Consider the following 19,214-nt stretch of genomic DNA (forward strand, 5'->3'; position numbering starts at 1 on the left):
TAAACTAGCTTATTTTTATAGAAATTCGTGCTTTTAAATCATAGTTAAGGATTCATAATTATCGTTTTGCATTCGATAAAAACTTTTATCCTAAAAGCGGTGTAACTAAACTTTTAAAATACCTTTTTTACAGACAGAAAAATAAAAAGCATTTATAGTTTAAGTTGTAAAGTTTGATTTGATTTTTTGAGAAAGAATAAAAGCTTGATTTGATAAATTTTGCTATAATCTTGCCTTTAGTTTAAGGAAAATAATGCCACTTTCAAAGCTTAATGAAGAACAATACAAAGCCGCTACAGCTAAACTCGGACACAATCTCATCATCGCCAGTGCTGGCACGGGTAAAACTTCTACTATAGTTGCTCGTATAGCATATCTTTTAAAGCAAGGAATTTGTGCTGAAAAGATCATGCTTTTAACCTTTACAAATAAAGCAAGTAAAGAGATGATTTCTCGCTTAAGCCTTTATTTTCCAAAAAAAATTACACAAAAAATTATCGCTGGAACCTTTCACAGCACCGCTTACACCTTGCTTAAAGAACGCAACAAAGAAATACTTTTAAAGCCAAATGCTGAACTTAAAGTGCTTTTAAAAAGCATTTATGAGCGAAGAACCTTTGCTCACTTAAGTGATACTAAGCCTTATATGCCAAGTTATTTGTATGATATATACTCACTTTTTCAAAATAAAAGCAAAGATAAGAATTTTGAAGTATTTTTTTATCAAAACTACCCAGAACAAGCCGTTTTTGCAGAAATTTATCAAGATATTTTGCACGAATACGAGGAGGAAAAAAGGCGATTTAATTATGTAGATTTTAATGATTTGCTACTTTATCTTAAACAAAGCTTAAAAGAAGAGAAAAAAGAATTTGATGAAATTTTAGTTGATGAATATCAAGATACAAATACCTTGCAAGGCTCTTTAATAGAAGCTTTTAAGAGCAAGAGTTTATTTTGTGTGGGGGATTATGATCAAAGTATTTATGCTTTTAATGGAGCTGATATTAGTATTATAGGGGGCTTTAAAGAAAGATTTAAAGGTGCTACGATCCACACCTTAAACAAAAATTACCGCTCAAGCCGTTTTATACTTGCCCTTGCAAACAAAGTCATTATCAATAACGAACGCCTTTATCCAAAAGAACTTGTTGTAACAAGGCAAGGAGAGTTTAAAGCCCCTGTTTTGCTCGTCTTTAATGAACTTTTTGAGCAGTATCAGCATATTGCTAAAATCATACTTACAAGCGGAGTAAATTTTGAAAACATAGCAGTGATCTTTCGTAACAACTCAAGTGCTGATGGTATGGAAGTGGCTTTAAGAGAGCAAGGCATTGCTTGTGTGCGAAAGGAAAGCCGTAGTTTTTTTGATAGTCTTGAGATTAGAGCATTTTGTGCAATGCTTGCTTTAAGGGTAAATCCTAAAGATATCATGGCTTTTATTCATTTACTTGAGTATGTAAAAGGTGTTGGAAGCGTGCTTGCAAAGGAACTTTTTGATAGTTTTTTAAAACTTGGCGAGGGTAGTTTAATCCGTGGTTTTTTAGAGCCAGATAAAAAAGTAAATTTAAAAAAAATAGCAAAAAAAAGTTATGATTTGGGGCTTTTTGAGGAGCTTGAAAGCTTGCAAAACCCAAGTCGTTTTCATTTAAAAAGCGAATTTAATGAAAATCCCATTTTAAGTCTGCCAAAGATCAATGAATATATGGCTTTAAAGCTTGAAAAAATATATCATTTTATAAAAGAAAGCGTTAAAACGACAAATTCAAATGAACTCATTACACTTATTTTAAAAAACGAACTTTTTGTAGAAATTTGTGATCTTCTGGCGACAAAAAGGGCAACAAACAAAGCAGGACATATTGATATAGATAAAAAAAAGTTGGCTTTGGAAAAGATCGAGTTAAAGCTGGCTATGCTTAAGGATTTGGCAAAAAACTACAGCGATGTTTATAAATTTTATAATTTTCTCACGCTTGGAGCAAATGAGATGAGTAATGGTTCTGGGGTAAATTTACTTAGCGTTCATGCAAGTAAGGGGCTTGAGTTTGATCTTGTTTTTGTTGTCGATCTTGCACAGGGGCGTTTTCCTAATGAAAAGCTTATGCTTATGGGTGGATCTTTAGAGGAAGAAAGAAGGTTGTTTTATGTAGCTACAACAAGGGCAAAAGATATGCTTTATCTTAGTTTTGCCAAATACGATAAAAATAAAAACACACATTATAAGCCCTCTTGTTTTCTCATTGAAGCTGGTTTATGCAAGCCTTCTTAACTAAAGATTTTTTTAGCTTTATTCCAAATTATACACTTACCTTAAAAAAGTGAAAAACTGGGTATATGGATTGCGGGTTTAAAAATATAAAAGTAAAAATTAAATGTTTTAGTATTTTTGAAAGATGTTTCCATAATACTCTATATCTTTTGCATTTTGTTTTTTTTCAAGTTTTTTAAGCAGGTTTTTGTTTTCGCTTGCTTTTTGAATATCCTCATCTAAGTCTTGATAAGAAAAAACCATATTTATGCTGATGATATTTTTTAAAGATTCTAGGCTTTTGTATGCTTTTAGTTCATCATCTAAGCACATACTTTCAATAATAACGATGATTTTATCATTTTCATTAAGCTCGACACTACAGTCTTTGATCTGCTTAATCTCTTTTAAAAGCTTATCTTGGTGTTCTTTTTTTGCTATGATTAAAACGCTTGAGATATTCATTTTTATCCTTTCAATTTAGTGTAAAAATTAAAATTGTATCGTTATATCCTGAAACAAGCAGAGTTTTTTCATCTAAAAAAAGTATGTGTTCGAGTGAAAAATTAAGATTTTCAAAAGCTTTTATCCTTTTTAGGCTTGAGCTAGAAAAAATTTCAAGCGTATTTTTACTACTATCGCCAAAGGCAAACATACTTGCATTAGTGCTTAAAGCACAAGTATAGATAAGAAAATCCCTTTCTATAAATCGTTGAATATTATTTTGTATAAGTGCTACTTTTCTATCTGTAGCACAACTTAAAACACTTGAGTTTTTAAAATCCACGCTATATATACTATCTTTATGAATTTGATCAAAATTAGCAATTTCTTGCCAACTTTTTAAATCAAAAAGCTTGACTTCTCCGCTCTCAAAACCAGCTATAAGCTTGGTTTTATTTTCATTTAATGCAACATCATTTAAGCTAGAATGTGAAAAAATATACTCTTTCAGCACTTTTAAATTTGAAAAATCAAGCAAGATTAAACGAGCTGAAGAAAGAGCAAGTAAAACCTTATCATCATCGAGTAAAAAAGCTTTTTTTGTAGAATCAAAAATAAGTTTTTTGCTTCGTAAATTTTTATTTTTATCAAGCAAGCTTAAGTTTTTTCCACCAAATGAAGCCTCACTTAAGATAAGCACCCTGTCTTTTTGCATATCAAGACTAAAAACGCGTGGTGAGACATTTTTTTTATAATAGTTTTCAATTTTTGCTAGCTGAAGATAAAACGCATTCTTTTTATCTTTTAAGTCAAAAAGCTCTACACTACCTGAATCTGTGCCGATGAGTAAAATTTCATCTGTTTTACTCAAGCTCATAATATTTGAATGATCTTGAGTTTTTTTAAACACTTCAGCCTCTAAAGTCAAAGGCAGGCTTAGACTTAAAAGCAAGATAGCAAGAGCTTTTGACACTTATTTTACCCCTTCGTTTAAGGCATCGATGAGATTTGATCTTTTCTTCGCTTCTTCGCTTTTAAACTCTGGCTTGAAAGTGTTTCCAACCAAAGGTTTTGCATCGCTTTGAGGCACATGACATTGGGTGCAGTTAAATCTTTCGTTACTCACTTCATCTCCTGTTGCTTTGCCTGCTTGAAAGTCAAAATAATGAGTCATAGGCATAGCTGTAGCTCCTACATCAGCAGCAATTGCTTTGTCATGGCAACTTAAGCAGATATTATTTTCTCTTGTGATAGGAAGCATATCCTCAATGCTGTGAGAGATGAGCGGTGGAGCGTTTTCAAATGATCGCTCGATCAAATTTGATTCACCTGGTTGCAAAGAAGTGAAATTTGCATCAGGTAAAACAACATTGTTTTCATTTTCAACGCTTGTTTTTCTTATGCCTATTTCATCAGAACTTACTGCTGAGCTTGTATTTTCTTTTGAACTTGTGTTTTCTTTTTTATCTTGACAAGCGATGAAAGTCAAAGCACACGCACATGCCAACATTATAATTTTCTTTTTCATTTTTTACTCCTTAAATCTAAAATATTAAAAACCAAAGCATCATCATCACAAACCTCAATGCAACGCCCACATCTTATACATTCTCCAGAACTCACGCTTTTGCTTTCTTTACCTACCATAAAAAGCACTTGTTTTTCAGGGCAGATTTCTATACATTTATAGCATTTGGTGCAGTTTTGTGCTTTGTGCTTTATTTTAAGCAAAGCAAAACGAGAGATAAGTGCATAAAATGCTCCCAAAGGACAAAAATGGGAGCAAATTGCTCTTGGGCTTAAAAAGGTATCTATGCAAAAGATCACAAAAGCAACAAAAAGCCAAGAAACACTGCCAAAAATAATACCCCTTTGCACTATGCCTATATAAGAAATGCTCTCAAACACAGGTAAAGAAAGCACAAAAGAAAACACTAAACACAAAATAAGCACAAGGTATCGTAAGTTTTTGTGTAAGGTCACAAATTTAGAAGACTTAAAGCCAAGTTTCTTTCTCACAAAAGCTGCTAAATCAGTGATAAGGTTGATAGGACATACCCACGCACAAAATGCACGCCCCAAAAATACTGCATACACAAAAGCAATGATCAAGGCTCCGCTTAAAGCAGCAATATCTATGCTTAAACTTGCAAGCACGATTTGTAAAAAAGCAAAAGGATCGCTTAGTGGGATAGCATCAAACCACACAGATGAGCTTAAATCGCCTTTGGCGATAAAATCAAGTGAGCTAAAGCCAAGACAAGCTAAAATTCCAAGCTGAACGACTCTTCTTAAAAGTAAATATCTCATAGCAAATCCTTGCTATTAAGATAATCCCTAGCTTTGTTTTGCTCGTTTTTCTTGCTTGTATCAGCGTCTTTTAGTCTTTGTTCATCTTGCTTGTCCCAGCCTTTGATATAGTTTGTTCCAGCTTTACCAAGCACATAAGTTCTTGGTAAAACACGGATAGCTGGTTTTTCTGTGATACAAGCATGCTCACAAAGCCCACAGCCAACACAAACTTCATGATCAACAACAGGGAGCAAAAAAGCATGTTTAGCGGTGCGTTCATTGCGTTTAAGCTCAAGTTTTAAAGCCTTATCGATTAAAGGGCAGGCTCTATAGCACGCATCACATTGCACACCCCAGTGAGCGACGCAACTTGCACTATCAAGTATGGCTATACCCATTTTAAGCTCTAAAACACCTTTTTCACGCTCTAAATATTGATGATCTAAAGCATTTGTAGGACATTCCCTTATGCAAGGTATATCCTCGCAAAGATAGCACGGCGTTTTTCGTGCGTCAAAAAAGGGCGTGCCATTTTTTGGGCTATCAAAAACGCTTGCAAGTTTTAAAGTATCATAAGGACAGGCTTTTACACATAAACCACAACGTATGCATAAAGATAAAAAATGTTTTTCATCTTCGCCTCCGGGTGGGCGTAAAAAATACCCCTCATCAGCCTTAAGTGCAAGCGTAGCTAAAAAGCCACCGCCTGCACAAAGACAAAGGGCTTTAAAGCCAGTTTGCATAAACTCTCTTCGGTTTTTCATTGTTTTTACACTTTAGTGATTTTTACCGCACATTTTTTAAAATCTGTTTGATTTGAAAGTGGGCAAGTTGCATCTAAAGTAACTTTGTTGATATAGACATTTTCATCAAACCAAGGCACATATACAAGTCCAACAGGCGGTTTATTTCTGCCACGCATATCAACGCGTGCTTTAACTTTACCACGACGCGATTCAACCCATACAAGATCGCCTTGTGCTAAACTAAGCTTCGCACAATCTTGTTCGTTCATATAGCACAATGCTTCAGGAACGGCTCTGTAGAGCTCAGGCACACGCATAGTCATCGTTCCACTATGCCAATGCTCTAAAACCCTACCTGTAGAAAGCCAGAAAGGATACTCAGCACTTGGGCGTTCAGGTGCTTTCATAAATGGACGAAAGAAAATCTTTGTTTTGTTTGCAAGTGAGAATTTTTCATCTCCTGAAGTTGGACCAGTTAAATTTCCTCTTTGTAAAGCTTTATCAGCTACTCCATAAAAAGCAAAGTCTGAATCTGGAGCTGCTTTTTTAGCATAATAATCAAATTTGGTGTTAAAACGCCACTGCGTTTCTTTTCCATTTACTACAGGCCATCTTAAGCCTCTTACTTGATGATAGGCGTTAAAATCTGCTAGATCATGTCCGTGTCCAAGTCCGAATTTTCTGTATTCTTCCCAAAGGTATTTTTGCACGAAAAAGCCATAACCTGTAAATTCCTTACCATCACTGCCTATAACCTTTCTTGCATCGCCTTTAACTTCGCTATTATCCACACCTTGCATTAGAGCATCATCAACACTAAATTTCTTCGCATCTTCGTTTGCATAAAGCACATCAAAAAGCGTGCTTTCCTCACTATAACCCATAGCCTTAGCTTCTTCTAAAACGCTTGGCAAAGTGGTTTGCTCATCAACTTTTATTTCGCCCCATACTTCTTTAAGCTTAAAGCGTTTTGCAAATTCCATCATCTGCCAAGTATCACTCATTGCTTCACCTATAGGTAAGACTTGCTGTTTCCAGTGCTGAGTTCTTCTTTCAGCATTGCCATATGCACCCCATTTTTCATAAATCATCGCACTTGGTAAGATTAGATCAGCTACTTTTGCTGAAATACCCGGGTAGCTATCACTTACCACGATGAAATTATCCATTTCGCGAGCTGCAGCTATCCAGTGGTTTGCGTTTGCTGTATTTTGCCAAGGATTATTCACTTGCACCCAAGCAAATTTGATCTTGCCATCTTCTAAATCACGCATAATTTTAAGATAAGGAGCACCAGGCTTTGGATTTAAGGTTTTTGCTGGGAGTTTCCAAATTTTTTCTGTAATTTCTCTATGTTTAGGATTTGCCACAACCATATCAGCGGGTAAGCGGTGTGAAAAAGTGCCTACTTCTCTAGCTGTGCCACAGGCTGATGGTTGTCCTGTGAGAGAAAATGCTCCACTTCCCGGTTTTGCTTGCTTGCCAAGTAAATGATGCACCATATAGGCTTGTTCATTAACCCAAGTGCCTCTTGTATGTTGGTTAAAGCCCATAGTCCAAAAGCTCACAACTTTGCGGTTTTTTTCTATGTAAAGATTGGCAAGTTCTTGAAGCTTTTTCTTGTAATCTTCTAAGTTTTCATTATCATCGCCTTTTGAAACCTTAGCGACATAGTCTAAAGTATAAGGTTCAAGTGCTTTTTTAAAGTCTTCAAAACTGATTTCCCAGTGGGCTGCTGCTGCACCTGCGTGTTTCATCTCTAAAGTATCGCCTGTTTTTATGCCAAGATAAGCTAAAGCTACAGCTTCTTCTTCATCAACAACAATAGAGTTTTGTTTAGCGACAATGTCTTTTTCGGCTTCTTTGAATTTTGGGTGGTTTGGATTATTTCTCATACCATAACCAATATCAGCATAACCTGTAGTGAAAATGCAGTGATTTTGGATAAAGTCCATATCCAAGGCTTCTGGGTGATTATATACAATCTCTCTAGCGATATAGTTCCATATAGCTAAATCAGTATTTGGTTTGAAGATAATTTCACTATCTGCGATATGACTGGTGCGGTTTGAAAAAGTCGAGAGATTGACAACCTTAACCTTATCTAAATTTGAAAGCTTTCTATCTGAAACGCGGCTCCATAAAATAGGATGCATTTCAGCCATATTTGCTCCCCAAGTGATGATAGTATCGGTAAGTTCTATATCATCATAACAGCCTGCTGGTTCATCAACTCCATAAGTTTGCATAAAAGCCACAACAGCTGAAGCCATACAGTGTCTTGCGTTTGGATCTATATTATTTGATCTAAAGCCTCCTTTGATAAGCTTCACAGCTGCATAACCTTCTTGAACGGTGTATTGTCCGCTACCAAAAACAGCTATACCGCTTGCACCAAGCTCATTATAAGCCTTTTTAAACTGCTTTTCCATTTCATCAAAGGCTCTTTGCCAGGAAACTTGCTGAAATTTACCTTTTTTGTCAAATTCGCCCTTTTCATTGACACGAAGCAAAGGTTGCACCAAACGATCCTCACCATACATAATCTTAGCATTAAAATACCCTTTAATGCAGTTTAGCCCACGATTTACCGGAGCAGCTGGATCGCCTTTGATCGCGACGATTTTGCCGTCTTTTTTTGCAACCATAATACCACAGCCTGTTCCACAAAAACGGCATACTGATTTATCCCATTGCCATTGTTCCCCAGCATTAGCTAATACTGAACTTGGCATACTCAAACCGGCAACGCCAGCAGCACTAGCAATAGCAGAGTTTTTGATAAAATCCCTTCTATTCATAAGAAAGACCTCCAAAATTTAAATTTCGCCTCATTGTAGCAGAATTTTTATTAAATAAATATAAAATGAATATTTTTATAAGCATTATATTTACATTTTTTTAAGCAGTTTCAATTAAAGACTAGAATAATATTAATTAACATAAATAAGGTAGAAAGGTATTAAAATCACCATATTTTGAGTGCTTTTCAATGTCATCTTAAAGCAAAACACAAAACGGCACTAAATTCAAAACAATGCAAAAAAGAGCGAGCCATTTAAAACGAGTGCTGATAAGAGCTAGTAGCATATAAGCTAAGAGCAAGTTTAAGTTTATGTTTGCAAAATTTAAGGCGTGAAATTTAAAGTTGAAAAAGTCGAGTAAATAGCTATCTAATAATCCCCCAAAACCGATGAGGTGCAAAAACAAAGTGCAAGGATAAAACACAACAAAAGCCGCACTTAAAGGTATGGCTAAAAACTGCTGGAAAGAAATGAGTGGGAAAAAATATAACACTGGGATGATCATCGCTAAAAAAGTCCATAAATTTAGCAAAATAAGGTTACTTAAAGCATTAAAATAGCTTGCAAAATGGTGTAAATATAAAAAGATGAAAAATACTCCTAAAACCGAAAATAAAAAGCCTACACTAAAAATAAGCTGAGGAAATAAAGCAAGACAGATTAACACACTAAAAAATAAATTCCCAAAATGAATGATTTTATTATGTTTAGCTAAAAGATAAAAGCCAAACAAAGCCATCACTAAAGAACGCGCGAAGCTTGGCACAAAGCCGATGAGATAAGCATAAAAAAGTAAAAATATAAAAATCATCACACTTAAATCAAGCCGTAAATTTCTATAAGGAAAATACCGCTTTTGAAAAAAGCTATAAAGTGGAGTAAAAAGAAAAAATAGTAAAGAAAAAATCAAAGCGATATGATAGCCGCTAATGGCGATAAGATGAGCTATGCCATAGTGATTAACATCGTTTCGAAGTTCTTTTGAGATACTAAGGGCAAAAAATAAAGCTCCATAAAATTCCCTCATCTTTTCATCTTGGTGTTGATTAAGAAAATAAGGAATGATTTTATGCTTAAAAGCAGGCTCTTTTGAAGTGATATTAAGATCGTAGCTTGGCATATAAAAACTTTTTGAAAGATAGTCTTTAAAGCTTACTTTGGTTGTAATAGCTCTTAAATTCAACTTTTCATAGTTTGAAATTTCTTTATCTTTAGCTGTGGTGGTATAAAAGTTAAAGTCCTTGTTAACAAGCTTTAAAACCCTATAAGCTCTGCCTTTTTCATTTGTTTTTATATAGCTTAAAAGCACACTAAGATCACGAAGATAGATATGCTTACTTTCTTTAAAAGTTAAAAATTGTCTGTATTCATAAAAAAGGTTGAGGCTAAAAACACAAAGGCAAAAAAATCCGAGAAAAAGGAATTCTTGGTATTTTTTCACCCATTTTTTCATTGTGTTTTTTTAGAAAAAGAATAAAGATAAAACCAAATCAAAGCGATTAAAACAAGTAAAAACAAAGGTATAAGATAAGAATAAGTGCCTAAAGTATCCATAAAAGGCGTGATAATAGCTCCAAAAGCGAAGCCAGCATATCCTAAAACCACAGCCCAAAGCAAGCTTGCAAGTGTGTTAATGATGAGAAATTTTAAAAAGTTAAATTTCGCAAATCCAGCTGCCATAGGGATAAAGGTTTTTAGCCCATAAATGAATTTTTGAAGCAAAAGTAAAAAAACGCCGTATTGTTTGATCTTCATCTGAGCTAAAGCAAGCTTACGACGGTGTTTTTTAAAATACGGCATTAAATCCTTTTTATAGTATTTGCCTAAGATAAATAAAAGTGTCGAGCCAAGCGTATTTGCCACAAAGGCTAAGACTATGCAAAGGCTGAGGTTAAAATGCCCCCCAGCACTAAGCACTCCAGCAGCTAAGATAGCTACCATTCCACCGCCTAATGAATACACAAACAATATAATATAACCATACTCAACTAAGCTCGTGATAGTTTCACTCATAAAAAAGCCTCTTATCTTGCATAATCTACAGCTCTAAGCTCGCGTATAACATTAACTTTTATTTCGCCCGGAAATTGCACTTTATCTTGAATTTCACTAGCAATTTCTTTAGCTAAAAGCACGGCTTCATCATCATTGATAAGTTTTGCATTAGCAATGACTCTGATCTCACGTCCAGCATTGATAGCATAGGCGTTTTTGATCCCTTCTTTGTTTTTGGCTATATTTTCAAGTTCAGTCACTCGCTTTAAAAAGGCTTCAAGAACTTCTCTTCTAGCTCCCGGACGCCCTGCTGAAAGCACATCAGCAGTGCAAACAGCTGCACTTTCTACACTTGTAGCTTCTTCGTGTCCATGATGAGCATAAATGGCATTTATCACAGCTTCAGGCTCTTTATACCGCTTGCAAAGCTCGCCTCCTAAATCCACATGTGAGCCTTCAAAATCATGAGTTAAAGCCTTGCCTATGTCATGCAAAAGCCCAGCGCGACGAGCCAAGCTTTCATCACCTCCGCATTCAGCAGCGATGATGCCAGCTAAGTGAGCCACTTCTAAAGAGTGAGCAAGGGCATTTTGTCCGTAACTTGCTCTGTATTTAAGCTTGCCGATGAGTTTAACTATCTCAGGATGTATTTTGCTTAGTCCTAAATCCATGATGATATTTTCGCCTTCTTCAAGGATTGAGCTTTCAAAGTCTTTGCAGACTTTTTCATAAATTTCTTCTATGCGGGCAGGTTGAATGCGTCCATCTTCAACTAAAAGTTCTATAACTTTTGTCGCTATGGCTCTGCGGTAGAGATTAAAGCAACTTACTATGATAGCTCCGGGCGTATCATCGATGATGATATCCACACCTAGCACCATTTCTAGTGTTTTAACATTGCGTCCTTCTTTGCCTATAATGCGTCCTTTAAGCTCATCGTTTTTGATATTGACTACATTGATAAGTCTTTCAGCCGCAAATTCGCCAGCAAAGCGAGAAGTAGCTTGTGCGATGATATAATTTGCCTTTCTTTTACCCTCATTTTTAGCTTCTTCTTCGTATTTACGCACTATAGAAGCGATTTCTTGCCTTGAGTTTTCTTCAACTTTTTTTAAAACGATTTTTTTAGCTTCTTCTTGGGTAAGTCCAGCTGATCGTTCTAAAGTTTTTAAAACTTCTTTAAGTTTTTCTTCATAATTACTTTTAAGATTAATGCTTTCTTCAAAAAGCTCTCTAGCCTTTTTTTGTTTTTTTTCTAACTCTTGTGAGCTTTCTTTGAGGTTTTGCTCTTTTTTGTGTAAATCATCAAATTTTTGAGAATATTCTTTTTGTATTTTGTGGCTTTTATCCTCAAATTTCTTTTTGGCTTCAAATTCAGCATTTAAAACTGAATTTTTAGCATCTTTTAGCACAAGCTCGGCTTCGTATTCTATGGCTTTTGCTTTTGCTTTTGCTTGCTCAACAAAAATATCATGCTTTGCATCGTTTATTTTTTTGGCAACCATATACCCAATCCCTACGCCTATGATAACGGCGATAAATGCAGTTAAAGTTATCAGCATTTTTCAACTCTTTCTTATAAAATTTTTTAAAAGGGTTAAGATAGAAATCACCTTGTATATCGTGTTCTTGACTTAGTTTTATTTGGCTAAAACCTTGCGTAGCTTGCACAAAAGCGATTAAAGGTTTATATTTTAAGCTTGCAAAAAACCTATCATAAAAACCTTTACCATGTCCTATTCTTTTAAAGCTTTTATCTACGCCAAGTACTGGCACTATAGCTAAATCAATTCTAACGCTCATCAAAGAATTCTTTGGCTCTTTAACCCCAAACCTCTTTTTACAAAAAGGTAGTCTCAATTTTACCACTTTTAAACTTTCATCTTGCATAAATGGAACAAAAAGCTGACAATTTTTACTTAATTTATGCCTAAATTTATATAAATCAAGTTCATAAGTAAGTGGCAGATAAATTAAAACATTTTTTGCTTGTGTGCTTTTTACGAGCTTAAAGCATTCTTTAAACACGACAAAATCATGTTTAAAAAGGTGTTTTTGAAGCTGGATTAATTTGTTTTTTTGGTTTTTTCTAAATTCTTCTTTCATTTATGATGTGTCTATTTATAAATTTCATATATAATTTTAGCATTTTTTGAAAGATTTTAACGAATTTAAAAAGGAAATTAAATGAAATTTTTGATGATTTTATTTTTAGCTTTTTTTTTCATTTCGTGCTCAAGCGAAGATAAAGATGAACAAAATACAAGCTCACTTCTTTCTTGGGGACAGAGTAATAAGCAAAGCTTTGATCTTAAACTCAATAATGGCGAGAATTTATTTATTAAGTCAAACGAAGGAAAACTTGAGTTTATGAGCAATGATAAAGCAACTTTATTTGTGTTTTTTACAACTTGGTGTGCTCCGTGTTTAGCTGAAATTCCTCATCTTAATAAGCTTCAAGAAAAATATAAAGATAATTTTAACATTATCGGTGTTTTACTTGAAGATAAAAACTCAAATGAAGTAACAAGCTTTATAAATGAAAAACAAATAAGCTTTAAAGTGGCTTTGGGCGAGCCAAATTTCACTTTTGCTCAAAGTGTGGGCGGGGTAAATGCTATACCTACGATGATACTTTATTCAAGTTCTGGTGAGCTTGTGAGGCAGTATTTGGGTATTATCCCTCAAGAAATGCTTGATATTGACATTCAAAAAGCGATTATGTGATGCTTGATTTTTTAAAAAAGGGTTTGCAAAAAACTTTTGCTAATTTTAGCGAACTTAAAAAAGGTAAGGAAAAAATTTCAAAAGATTTACTCGAAGAAATGCTTTTAGAGGCTGATGTGAGTTATGAGATCATAGAAGAAATTTTATATTATCTTCCGCCAAGCGATGAGGTAAAAAAAGAAGATTTGTTACGCGTGATGAAAGCATATTTTATCTATGATACGCCAAAAGCTAGCGAGGAAAAGCCCTTTATTCAGCTTGTCTTAGGCGTAAATGGAGCTGGAAAAACCACAAGTATTGCTAAACTTGCAAATTTTTATAAACAAAACAATCAAAACGTAATTTTAGGAGCTTGTGATACCTTTAGAGCTGGAGCTATTGAGCAGCTTAAGCTCTGGGCTAAAAAACTCGAACTTGATATAGTTGCTTCCGCACAAGGTCACGATCCCTCAGCCGTAGCTTATGATGCGATCAGTAAGGCTTTAGCTAAAAAGTATGATAGGGTGATCCTAGATACAGCAGGACGCTTGCAAAATCAAAAAAATCTTGCTAGCGAGCTTGAAAAAATCGTGCGAATCTGTGCTAAGGCTATGCCAAACGCTCCTCATCAAAAAATCCTCGTACTTGATGGCACTCAAGGTAACGCTGGCATTTTGCAAGCTAGAGCTTTTAATGAGCTTGTTAAGCTTGATGGCGTGATTATCACCAAGCTTGATGGCACGGCTAAGGGCGGGGCTTTGTTTAGTATAGCAAAAGAGCTTGAGCTTCCTATACTTTATATAGGAGTGGGTGAGGGTGTAGAGGACTTGCTTGAATTTAGCGTCGATGAGTATTTGCAAGCTTTGCTTGAAGGTATTTTTGAGTAAAGAGGGCTTTGCTTAACTTTTTTTTACCCTGTCTTTTCAAGCAAAGCCCAAAGTATTTAAGCTTTTATATCAAGCAGATTTTCGCTTTTTTCCTCTTAAATTTCTTCTTTTTTTTAACTCAAGTTCTTTCTTTTGAGCTTGTTCTTGAAACTAATGAAATATACTTTAAAGCATAATCAAACTAAAATAAATTTTTTCTTAAAAACAAGACTTTATCTAAATCTTATACAAAAAAGCAACACTCATTTTTTCAATATCCAACCTAGATAAAAACAAAACAAACTTAAAACCAAAACGATGAAATTTCGCAAAGCATAGTTTGAAATCAAAGCGATATTGCTTAAAGAAAGCATAAAACCAACTGCTGCACTATAAATACACACGCTGCTCATCACACCATTTTGCACAGCTTTTCGACATGGGCAATTTTTATAAAGCTTTTTAAGGCTTGATTTTTGGCTTGGGTTTTGCTCTAACTGCTCATGTTTTTTTGCAAATTTCATTCCTATAAGCGAAACAAGAGCTAAAAAGCTAAGATAATACAGCAAAAACTTAAATAAAGAATCAAAAAGTGTTTGAAATACCATCAAAAGTTCCTTAGCCAAAAGTCAAGATGAGCTTGCTCGGTTTTGAGTGTAGTTTCTTTTCCATGTCCGGGCAAAAGCCTTAGCTCATCTTTAAAGCTCGCCACTCGCTCCAAGCTTTGCTTCATCAAATTTGCATCAGAATAAGGAAAATCATATCTTCCAATACTTCCTTGAAACAAAAAATCTCCACTAAAAGCCAAATTTTCGCCAACAAGCTCTATCATACAACACCCCGGCGTATGTCCGGGAAAAAAAAGGAATTTAAATTTCACTCCAGCGATCTCAAATTCATTTTCATCAGTGATTAAAACATCTGCTTTTGATTGCTCGTGTCCCATACCAAAAGGATCATTTAGCATAAACTCATCAAATTGATGTATATAAATAGGAGCTTTAAAATGCCTTTTTACCGCTTCATTATCCCAAACATGATCAAAATGTCCGTGTGTGTTTAAGATTGCTTTAACCTGGGTTGTGTTCTGTTTTACAAAGTCAAATGCTCCATCTCCAGGATCAATGACAAAGTCTCCTTGTTCGCTTTTGAGTATGTAGCAATTCGTGCCGTAAGCCCCGCATGCTTTTTTTAAAATTTGCATTTATTAATCCTTGTTAATTTTTAGTTATAATTATACATTTTTAAGTTGAAGGATAGAAAATGGATTTTGCTTTTTTGGAAAAAAAGCTTTGCAAATTTATACAAGATGAGCTTGAAAATACCTGCTTAAAAGGCGTAGTTTTAGGACTTAGCGGAGGCATAGACTCAGCTCTTGTGGCTACACTTTGTAAAAAAGCTTTAGGCGAAAAGGTATTTGTGCTTTTAATGCCAAGTCAGTTTTCTAATAAAGCAAATCTTAAAGATGCTTTAAAACTTTGCGAAGACTTAAAGCTCGAACATAAGATCATAAACATTGAAAACATACTCAAAGTCTTCTTGCAAAACATTGAAAATCCAAATAAAATCCGCATAGGTAATCTAAGTGCAAGAATTCGTATGAGTTTGCTTTATGATTATTCAGCCTTTAAAAATGCTTTGGTCGTTGGTACAAGCAATAAAAGCGAGCTGATGTTGGGATATGGCACGATTTATGGGGATTTGGCTTGTGCTTTTAATCCTATAGCAAGATTGTATAAGAGTGAGATTTTTAAATTTGCAAAATTTCTAGGCTTAGATGAGGTTTTTATCAAAAAGGCTCCAAGTGCTGATTTGTATGAGGGACAAAGTGATGAGGGCGAGCTTGGTTTTAGCTACGAACAGATTGATGAAGCTTTAAAAGCACTTGAAGCAAATGATAAAAGCATCCTAACAAGACTTGATCCAAAATTGCTTGAAATGATTGAAAAAAGAAAAAGGCAAAATGCTTTTAAACTTGAACTTCCCCGTTTTATAAGTCTTGATGAATGAACTTTTTTGATTCGTATTTTTATAAGCCAAATTTCTTCCAAAAAGTGCTTGTTTATCTGCTTTTGCCTTTAAGTTTTATCTATGCTTTTTTTGCTATTTTAAACACCAAATTCAAGAAAAAAGTAGCTTTTGAAGTGCCAATCATTAGCGTTGGAAATTTAAGCTTAGGCGGAAATGGAAAAACACCTATGTGCAAGGCTATAGCTGTGTTTTTGCAAGAATTTTTACCTCAACAAGGCTTAAAGGAAGCTAAAATTTTTATCGTTTTAAGAGGTTATAAACGAAAAAGCAAGGGTTTAATATGTGTTAAACTTAGTGAAAAAATACTTTGTAGCGTAGAGCAAAGTGGCGATGAAGCTATGGAATATGCCTTTGAAAAGGCAATTTATGGTGTGATCGTGAGCGAAGATAGGGTAAAAGGCATACAAAAAGCTCTTGAATTAGGAGCAAATATCATTTTGCTTGATGATGCTTTTTCTAAATTTTATATCAAAAAATTTGATCTTTTGCTCGAAAGCAGAATAAAACCTTATTTTAAATTTAGCTTACCAAGTGGAGCGTATCGCTTACCGCCAAACTATGCTAAAAAGGCTGATTTTATAGCCATTGAGGATAGGGACTTTGTGCGGTATTCTTATGTGAAAGAAAATCAAAAAGCGATTTTAATCGCTTCTATAGCCAAGCCTTTTAGATTGTATGAACATTTTATCAAGGCAAGGGCGTGTTATTTTTTTAAAGATCATCATGATTATAAAAAAAGCGAACTTGAAAATTTGCTAAAAAAGCATAATTGTGATACACTAATGCTGACTTTTAAAGACTTTGTCAAGGTTAAGGATATGGGTTTTAAGTATGAACTTATCAAGCTTGAGCTTGAGTTAATGCCAAGTTTAAAAGAAGCTTTGATAAATTATATAAAGAGCTTTAAAAACTTTGATATAAAAGGATAAAAATGCTTTTAGTAGGAACAAGAGATAAAAGTCAAAGTGTTTCTTTTAAAGAAGCTTTGCTTAATCCAGCTGCTCATTTAGGCGGCTTGTATGCACCTTTAAGCTTACCTGAGTTTAATGGCTATGCGTATAAAGATTTAAGTTACAATGATTTTGCTTTAAAGCTCATTCAAAGCTTTGAATTTGGCTTTGATGAGGACTTTAAGGAGGCTTTAAAAAGCTATAAAAATTTTGATGATGAAACCTGTCCTGTATATTTAAATCAAATCAGCCAAAAGCTTTTCATCAATGAGCTTTATCATGGACCAACAAGGGCATTTAAAGATATGGCTTTACAGCCTTTTGGAGTGCTTTTAAAGCGTTTTAGCGAGGGTAAAAATTTCCTTGTGTGTTGTGCGACAAGCGGAGATACTGGACCTGCGACCTTAAAAAGCTTTGAAAATAGCCAAGTTAAAGTCGTATGTATATACCCAAAGGTTGGCACAAGTGGGCTTCAAGCCTTACAAATGAGAGCTTTAGATAAGGATAATCTGAAAGTTTTTGCGATCAATGGCGACTTTGATATGGCTCAAAACACGCTTAAAGCGTTGCTTAATGATGCTAAGTTTAAGCAAGCCTTAAAGATTGAAAATATAGAGCTTTCAGCAGCAAATTCAGTAAATTTTGCCCGTATTTTGTTTCAAATCATTTATCATTATTATGCTTGCATAAAGATAGATAAAGAACTTGAAATCATCATACCAAGCGGTAATTTTGGCGATGCTTTGGGGGCGTATTATGCTAAAAAAATGGGTGCAAAGATCAAGCGTATAAAGATCGCTTCAAACGCAAACAATATCTTAAGCGAATTTTTTAACACAGGTAAATATGATTTAAGAGGTAAAAAGCTAGTAAAAACGCTTTCTCCAGCTATGGATATACTCATATCCTCAAATATAGAACGTTTGCTTTTTGATCAATTTGGGGATTTGCGAACGCTAGAGTTGATGAATGCTTTAAAAGAAGAGCTTCATTTTGAACTTACAAAAAATGAGCTTGAGAGTTTAAAACAAGATTTTGAGGCTGATTTTTGCACGGATTTAGAATGTAAGCATTTTATCAAAGACTTTTCAAAAAGCGCCATCATCGATCCGCACACTGCAACTTGTTTTAAGCTTTTAAATCCGCATAAAATTACACTCATTACCTCAACAGCTGAGTGGAGTAAATTTGTGCCAAGTATGTATGAAGCTTTATTTGACAAGCCTTGCAATGATGAAAAAGAAGCAATGCTTCAAATCGCTGAAACTTACGGCGAGGGGATAAAAACCGAGCTTTTGGATCTTTTTGATCTTGAAAAACAAGCCATTCAAAGTTATGAAGCAAGTGCTTTAAAAGATGAAATTTTAAGGTGGGTAAAAAAATGATCATCATACCAGCAAGGCTAAAATCAAGCAGAATGCCTGAAAAAATTTTATGCGAGATTAAGGGCGTGCCTATGTTTATCGCAACAGCTTTAAGAGTAAAGGGTGTTGATGAAGTATGTATAGCCGTTGATGATGAAAAGGTGTTTGACGAGGCTAAAAAGTATGGTTTTAAGGCTGTGCTTACAAGCAAAGAGCATGAAAGTGGCACAGATAGGCTTAATGAAGCATGCAAGCTTTTGGGCTTAAAAGATGATGAAATAATCATCAATGTCCAAGCTGATGAGCCTTTTATAGAGCCAGAAAACTTACACAAATTTAAAGATTTTAGCCAAGAAAACCTTGATAAAACAGCCTTTATGACAAGTTGCTTTAAAACCTGCACAAGCAAAGAAGCAGAAGATAATAATCTTGTCAAAGTCGTGCTTGATAAAGATAATTTCGCCCTTTATTTTTCTCGCTCAAAAATTCCTTTTGAAAGAGCAAATTATAATGAAGCTTTTAAAGCACATTTAGGCATTTATGCTTATAGTGTAAGGGCATTAAATGAGTTTTGCATCTTAAAAAGCTCAAATTTAGAGCAAGCTGAAAAGCTTGAGCAACTTAGAGCCCTAGAAAATGGCAAAAAAATCAAAATGCTTGAAATAAGCACAAAAAGTATAGGCATAGATACCCAGCAAGACTATGAAAGAGCGTTGAAGTATTTTGTATGAGGATTTAAGTCTTAATTGGAATTTTATTTTTAAA

19 protein-coding genes are annotated in these 19,214 nt (G+C 34.6%); 7 read left to right on the forward strand and 12 right to left on the reverse strand.

Annotation, left to right across the window (positions count from 1 at the left end; genetic code table 11):
• The first annotated feature begins 253 nt into the window (after window positions 1-253).
• The gene (locus tag DMB91_RS00285) at window positions 254-2,272 is read left to right on the forward strand and encodes an ATP-dependent helicase (protein WP_034904024.1); all 2,019 of its coding nucleotides are present in this window, start codon (window positions 254-256) and stop codon (window positions 2,270-2,272) included.
• 108 nt (window positions 2,273-2,380) lie between these two features.
• On the opposite strand, the gene DMB91_RS00290 is transcribed toward DMB91_RS00285, so the two are convergent.
• The 10 genes from DMB91_RS00290 to DMB91_RS00335 form a co-directional block, all read right to left on the reverse strand.
• Window positions 2,381-2,716, reverse strand: coding sequence for a chaperone NapD (locus tag DMB91_RS00290; protein ID WP_034904021.1), 336 nt, complete (start codon window positions 2,714-2,716; stop codon window positions 2,381-2,383).
• A 10-nt stretch (window positions 2,717-2,726) separates the two neighbouring features.
• The gene (locus tag DMB91_RS00295) at window positions 2,727-3,668 is read right to left on the reverse strand and encodes a WD40 repeat domain-containing protein (protein ID WP_034904018.1); all 942 of its coding nucleotides are present in this window, start codon (window positions 3,666-3,668) and stop codon (window positions 2,727-2,729) included.
• Window positions 3,669-4,223, reverse strand: a complete 555-nt coding sequence (locus tag DMB91_RS00300) for a nitrate reductase cytochrome c-type subunit (RefSeq protein WP_034904011.1) — start codon at window positions 4,221-4,223, stop codon at window positions 3,669-3,671. It lies immediately after the preceding gene.
• Complete coding sequence (gene napH / locus DMB91_RS00305) at window positions 4,220-5,005, reverse strand: quinol dehydrogenase ferredoxin subunit NapH (protein WP_034904007.1); 786 nt, start codon at window positions 5,003-5,005, stop codon at window positions 4,220-4,222. Before napH ends, DMB91_RS00300 begins: the two co-directional genes overlap by 4 nt.
• The gene (gene napG / locus DMB91_RS00310; RefSeq protein ID WP_034904004.1) at window positions 5,002-5,751 is read right to left on the reverse strand and encodes a ferredoxin-type protein NapG; all 750 of its coding nucleotides are present in this window, start codon (window positions 5,749-5,751) and stop codon (window positions 5,002-5,004) included. Before napG ends, napH begins: the two co-directional genes overlap by 4 nt.
• Window positions 5,752-5,756: 5 nt before the next feature.
• Window positions 5,757-8,534, reverse strand: a complete 2,778-nt coding sequence (gene napA, locus DMB91_RS00315) for a periplasmic nitrate reductase subunit alpha (protein WP_034904002.1) — start codon at window positions 8,532-8,534, stop codon at window positions 5,757-5,759.
• A gap of 199 nt (window positions 8,535-8,733) precedes the next feature.
• Window positions 8,734-9,990, reverse strand: coding sequence for a ComEC/Rec2 family competence protein (locus DMB91_RS00320; protein ID WP_034904000.1), 1,257 nt, complete (start codon window positions 9,988-9,990; stop codon window positions 8,734-8,736).
• Window positions 9,987-10,550 (reverse strand): DedA family protein, encoded by a 564-nt coding sequence (locus DMB91_RS00325; RefSeq protein WP_034903997.1) that lies wholly within the window; start codon window positions 10,548-10,550, stop codon window positions 9,987-9,989. Before DMB91_RS00325 ends, DMB91_RS00320 begins: the two co-directional genes overlap by 4 nt.
• Before the next feature lie 11 nt (window positions 10,551-10,561).
• Window positions 10,562-12,094: a ribonuclease Y gene (gene rny, locus DMB91_RS00330; RefSeq protein ID WP_034903995.1), complete on the reverse strand. Its 1,533-nt coding sequence runs from the start codon at window positions 12,092-12,094 to the stop codon at window positions 10,562-10,564.
• Window positions 12,003-12,638 carry a 5-formyltetrahydrofolate cyclo-ligase gene (locus DMB91_RS00335; RefSeq protein ID WP_034903993.1) on the reverse strand — a complete coding sequence of 212 codons (636 nt, stop codon included), beginning with the start codon at window positions 12,636-12,638 and terminating at the stop codon, window positions 12,003-12,005. Before DMB91_RS00335 ends, rny begins: the two co-directional genes overlap by 92 nt.
• Before the next feature lie 81 nt (window positions 12,639-12,719).
• On the opposite strand from DMB91_RS00335, the gene DMB91_RS00340 reads away from it, so the two are divergent.
• Entirely contained in the window at window positions 12,720-13,259 is a 540-nt protein-coding gene (locus DMB91_RS00340) for a TlpA family protein disulfide reductase (RefSeq protein ID WP_034903989.1), read from the forward strand.
• Window positions 13,259-14,125 (forward strand): signal recognition particle-docking protein FtsY, encoded by an 867-nt coding sequence (gene ftsY, locus DMB91_RS00345; RefSeq protein ID WP_034904241.1) that lies wholly within the window; start codon window positions 13,259-13,261, stop codon window positions 14,123-14,125. Before DMB91_RS00340 ends, ftsY begins: the two co-directional genes overlap by 1 nt.
• Window positions 14,126-14,367: 242 nt before the next feature.
• Here ftsY and DMB91_RS00350 read toward each other — a convergent pair whose 3' ends face one another.
• Both DMB91_RS00350 and DMB91_RS00355 read right to left on the reverse strand, forming a co-directional pair.
• Window positions 14,368-14,712: a hypothetical protein gene (locus tag DMB91_RS00350; protein ID WP_034903985.1), complete on the reverse strand. Its 345-nt coding sequence runs from the start codon at window positions 14,710-14,712 to the stop codon at window positions 14,368-14,370.
• The gene (locus tag DMB91_RS00355) at window positions 14,712-15,308 is read right to left on the reverse strand and encodes an MBL fold metallo-hydrolase (RefSeq protein ID WP_034903982.1); all 597 of its coding nucleotides are present in this window, start codon (window positions 15,306-15,308) and stop codon (window positions 14,712-14,714) included. The genes DMB91_RS00350 and DMB91_RS00355 overlap by 1 nt, the downstream gene beginning before the upstream one ends.
• A 59-nt stretch (window positions 15,309-15,367) precedes the next feature.
• On the opposite strand from DMB91_RS00355, the gene DMB91_RS00360 reads away from it, so the two are divergent.
• From DMB91_RS00360 to kdsB, 4 genes are read left to right on the forward strand one after another with little or no spacing between them, the layout of a single operon-like run.
• Complete coding sequence (locus DMB91_RS00360; RefSeq protein WP_034903981.1) at window positions 15,368-16,114, forward strand: NAD+ synthase; 747 nt, start codon at window positions 15,368-15,370, stop codon at window positions 16,112-16,114.
• Window positions 16,111-17,064, forward strand: a complete 954-nt coding sequence (locus DMB91_RS00365) for a tetraacyldisaccharide 4'-kinase (RefSeq protein ID WP_034903979.1) — start codon at window positions 16,111-16,113, stop codon at window positions 17,062-17,064. The genes DMB91_RS00360 and DMB91_RS00365 overlap by 4 nt, the downstream gene beginning before the upstream one ends.
• Before the next feature lie 2 nt (window positions 17,065-17,066).
• On the forward strand, window positions 17,067-18,470 hold the full coding sequence (thrC, locus tag DMB91_RS00370; protein ID WP_034903977.1) for a threonine synthase: 1,404 nt from the start codon (window positions 17,067-17,069) through the stop codon (window positions 18,468-18,470).
• On the forward strand, window positions 18,467-19,180 hold the full coding sequence (kdsB, locus tag DMB91_RS00375; RefSeq protein WP_034903976.1) for a 3-deoxy-manno-octulosonate cytidylyltransferase: 714 nt from the start codon (window positions 18,467-18,469) through the stop codon (window positions 19,178-19,180). Before thrC ends, kdsB begins: the two co-directional genes overlap by 4 nt.
• The last annotated feature ends 34 nt before the right edge of the window (window positions 19,181-19,214 follow it).

This window comes from Campylobacter sp. MIT 97-5078 (assembly GCF_006864455.1).
Lineage (GTDB): Bacteria > Campylobacterota > Campylobacteria > Campylobacterales > Campylobacteraceae > Campylobacter_D.

Coding starts and splice junctions, on each gene's coding strand:
- DMB91_RS00285 (WP_034904024.1), top strand. CDS start 254: ATGCCACTTTCAAAGCTTAATGAAGAACAATACAAAGCCGCTACAGCT.
- DMB91_RS00290 (WP_034904021.1), bottom strand. CDS start 2,716: ATGAATATCTCAAGCGTTTTAATCATAGCAAAAAAAGAACACCAAGAT.
- DMB91_RS00300 (WP_034904011.1), bottom strand. CDS start 4,223: ATGAAAAAGAAAATTATAATGTTGGCATGTGCGTGTGCTTTGACTTTC.
- napH (WP_034904007.1), bottom strand. CDS start 5,005: ATGAGATATTTACTTTTAAGAAGAGTCGTTCAGCTTGGAATTTTAGCT.
- napG (WP_034904004.1), bottom strand. CDS start 5,751: ATGAAAAACCGAAGAGAGTTTATGCAAACTGGCTTTAAAGCCCTTTGT.
- napA (WP_034904002.1), bottom strand. CDS start 8,534: ATGAATAGAAGGGATTTTATCAAAAACTCTGCTATTGCTAGTGCTGCT.
- DMB91_RS00320 (WP_034904000.1), bottom strand. CDS start 9,990: ATGAAAAAATGGGTGAAAAAATACCAAGAATTCCTTTTTCTCGGATTT.
- DMB91_RS00325 (WP_034903997.1), bottom strand. CDS start 10,550: ATGAGTGAAACTATCACGAGCTTAGTTGAGTATGGTTATATTATATTG.
- rny (WP_034903995.1), bottom strand. CDS start 12,094: ATGCTGATAACTTTAACTGCATTTATCGCCGTTATCATAGGCGTAGGG.
- DMB91_RS00335 (WP_034903993.1), bottom strand. CDS start 12,638: ATGAAAGAAGAATTTAGAAAAAACCAAAAAAACAAATTAATCCAGCTT.
- DMB91_RS00340 (WP_034903989.1), top strand. CDS start 12,720: ATGAAATTTTTGATGATTTTATTTTTAGCTTTTTTTTTCATTTCGTGC.
- ftsY (WP_034904241.1), top strand. CDS start 13,259: ATGCTTGATTTTTTAAAAAAGGGTTTGCAAAAAACTTTTGCTAATTTT.
- DMB91_RS00350 (WP_034903985.1), bottom strand. CDS start 14,712: ATGGTATTTCAAACACTTTTTGATTCTTTATTTAAGTTTTTGCTGTAT.
- DMB91_RS00355 (WP_034903982.1), bottom strand. CDS start 15,308: ATGCAAATTTTAAAAAAAGCATGCGGGGCTTACGGCACGAATTGCTAC.
- DMB91_RS00360 (WP_034903981.1), top strand. CDS start 15,368: ATGGATTTTGCTTTTTTGGAAAAAAAGCTTTGCAAATTTATACAAGAT.
- DMB91_RS00365 (WP_034903979.1), top strand. CDS start 16,111: ATGAACTTTTTTGATTCGTATTTTTATAAGCCAAATTTCTTCCAAAAA.
- thrC (WP_034903977.1), top strand. CDS start 17,067: ATGCTTTTAGTAGGAACAAGAGATAAAAGTCAAAGTGTTTCTTTTAAA.
- kdsB (WP_034903976.1), top strand. CDS start 18,467: ATGATCATCATACCAGCAAGGCTAAAATCAAGCAGAATGCCTGAAAAA.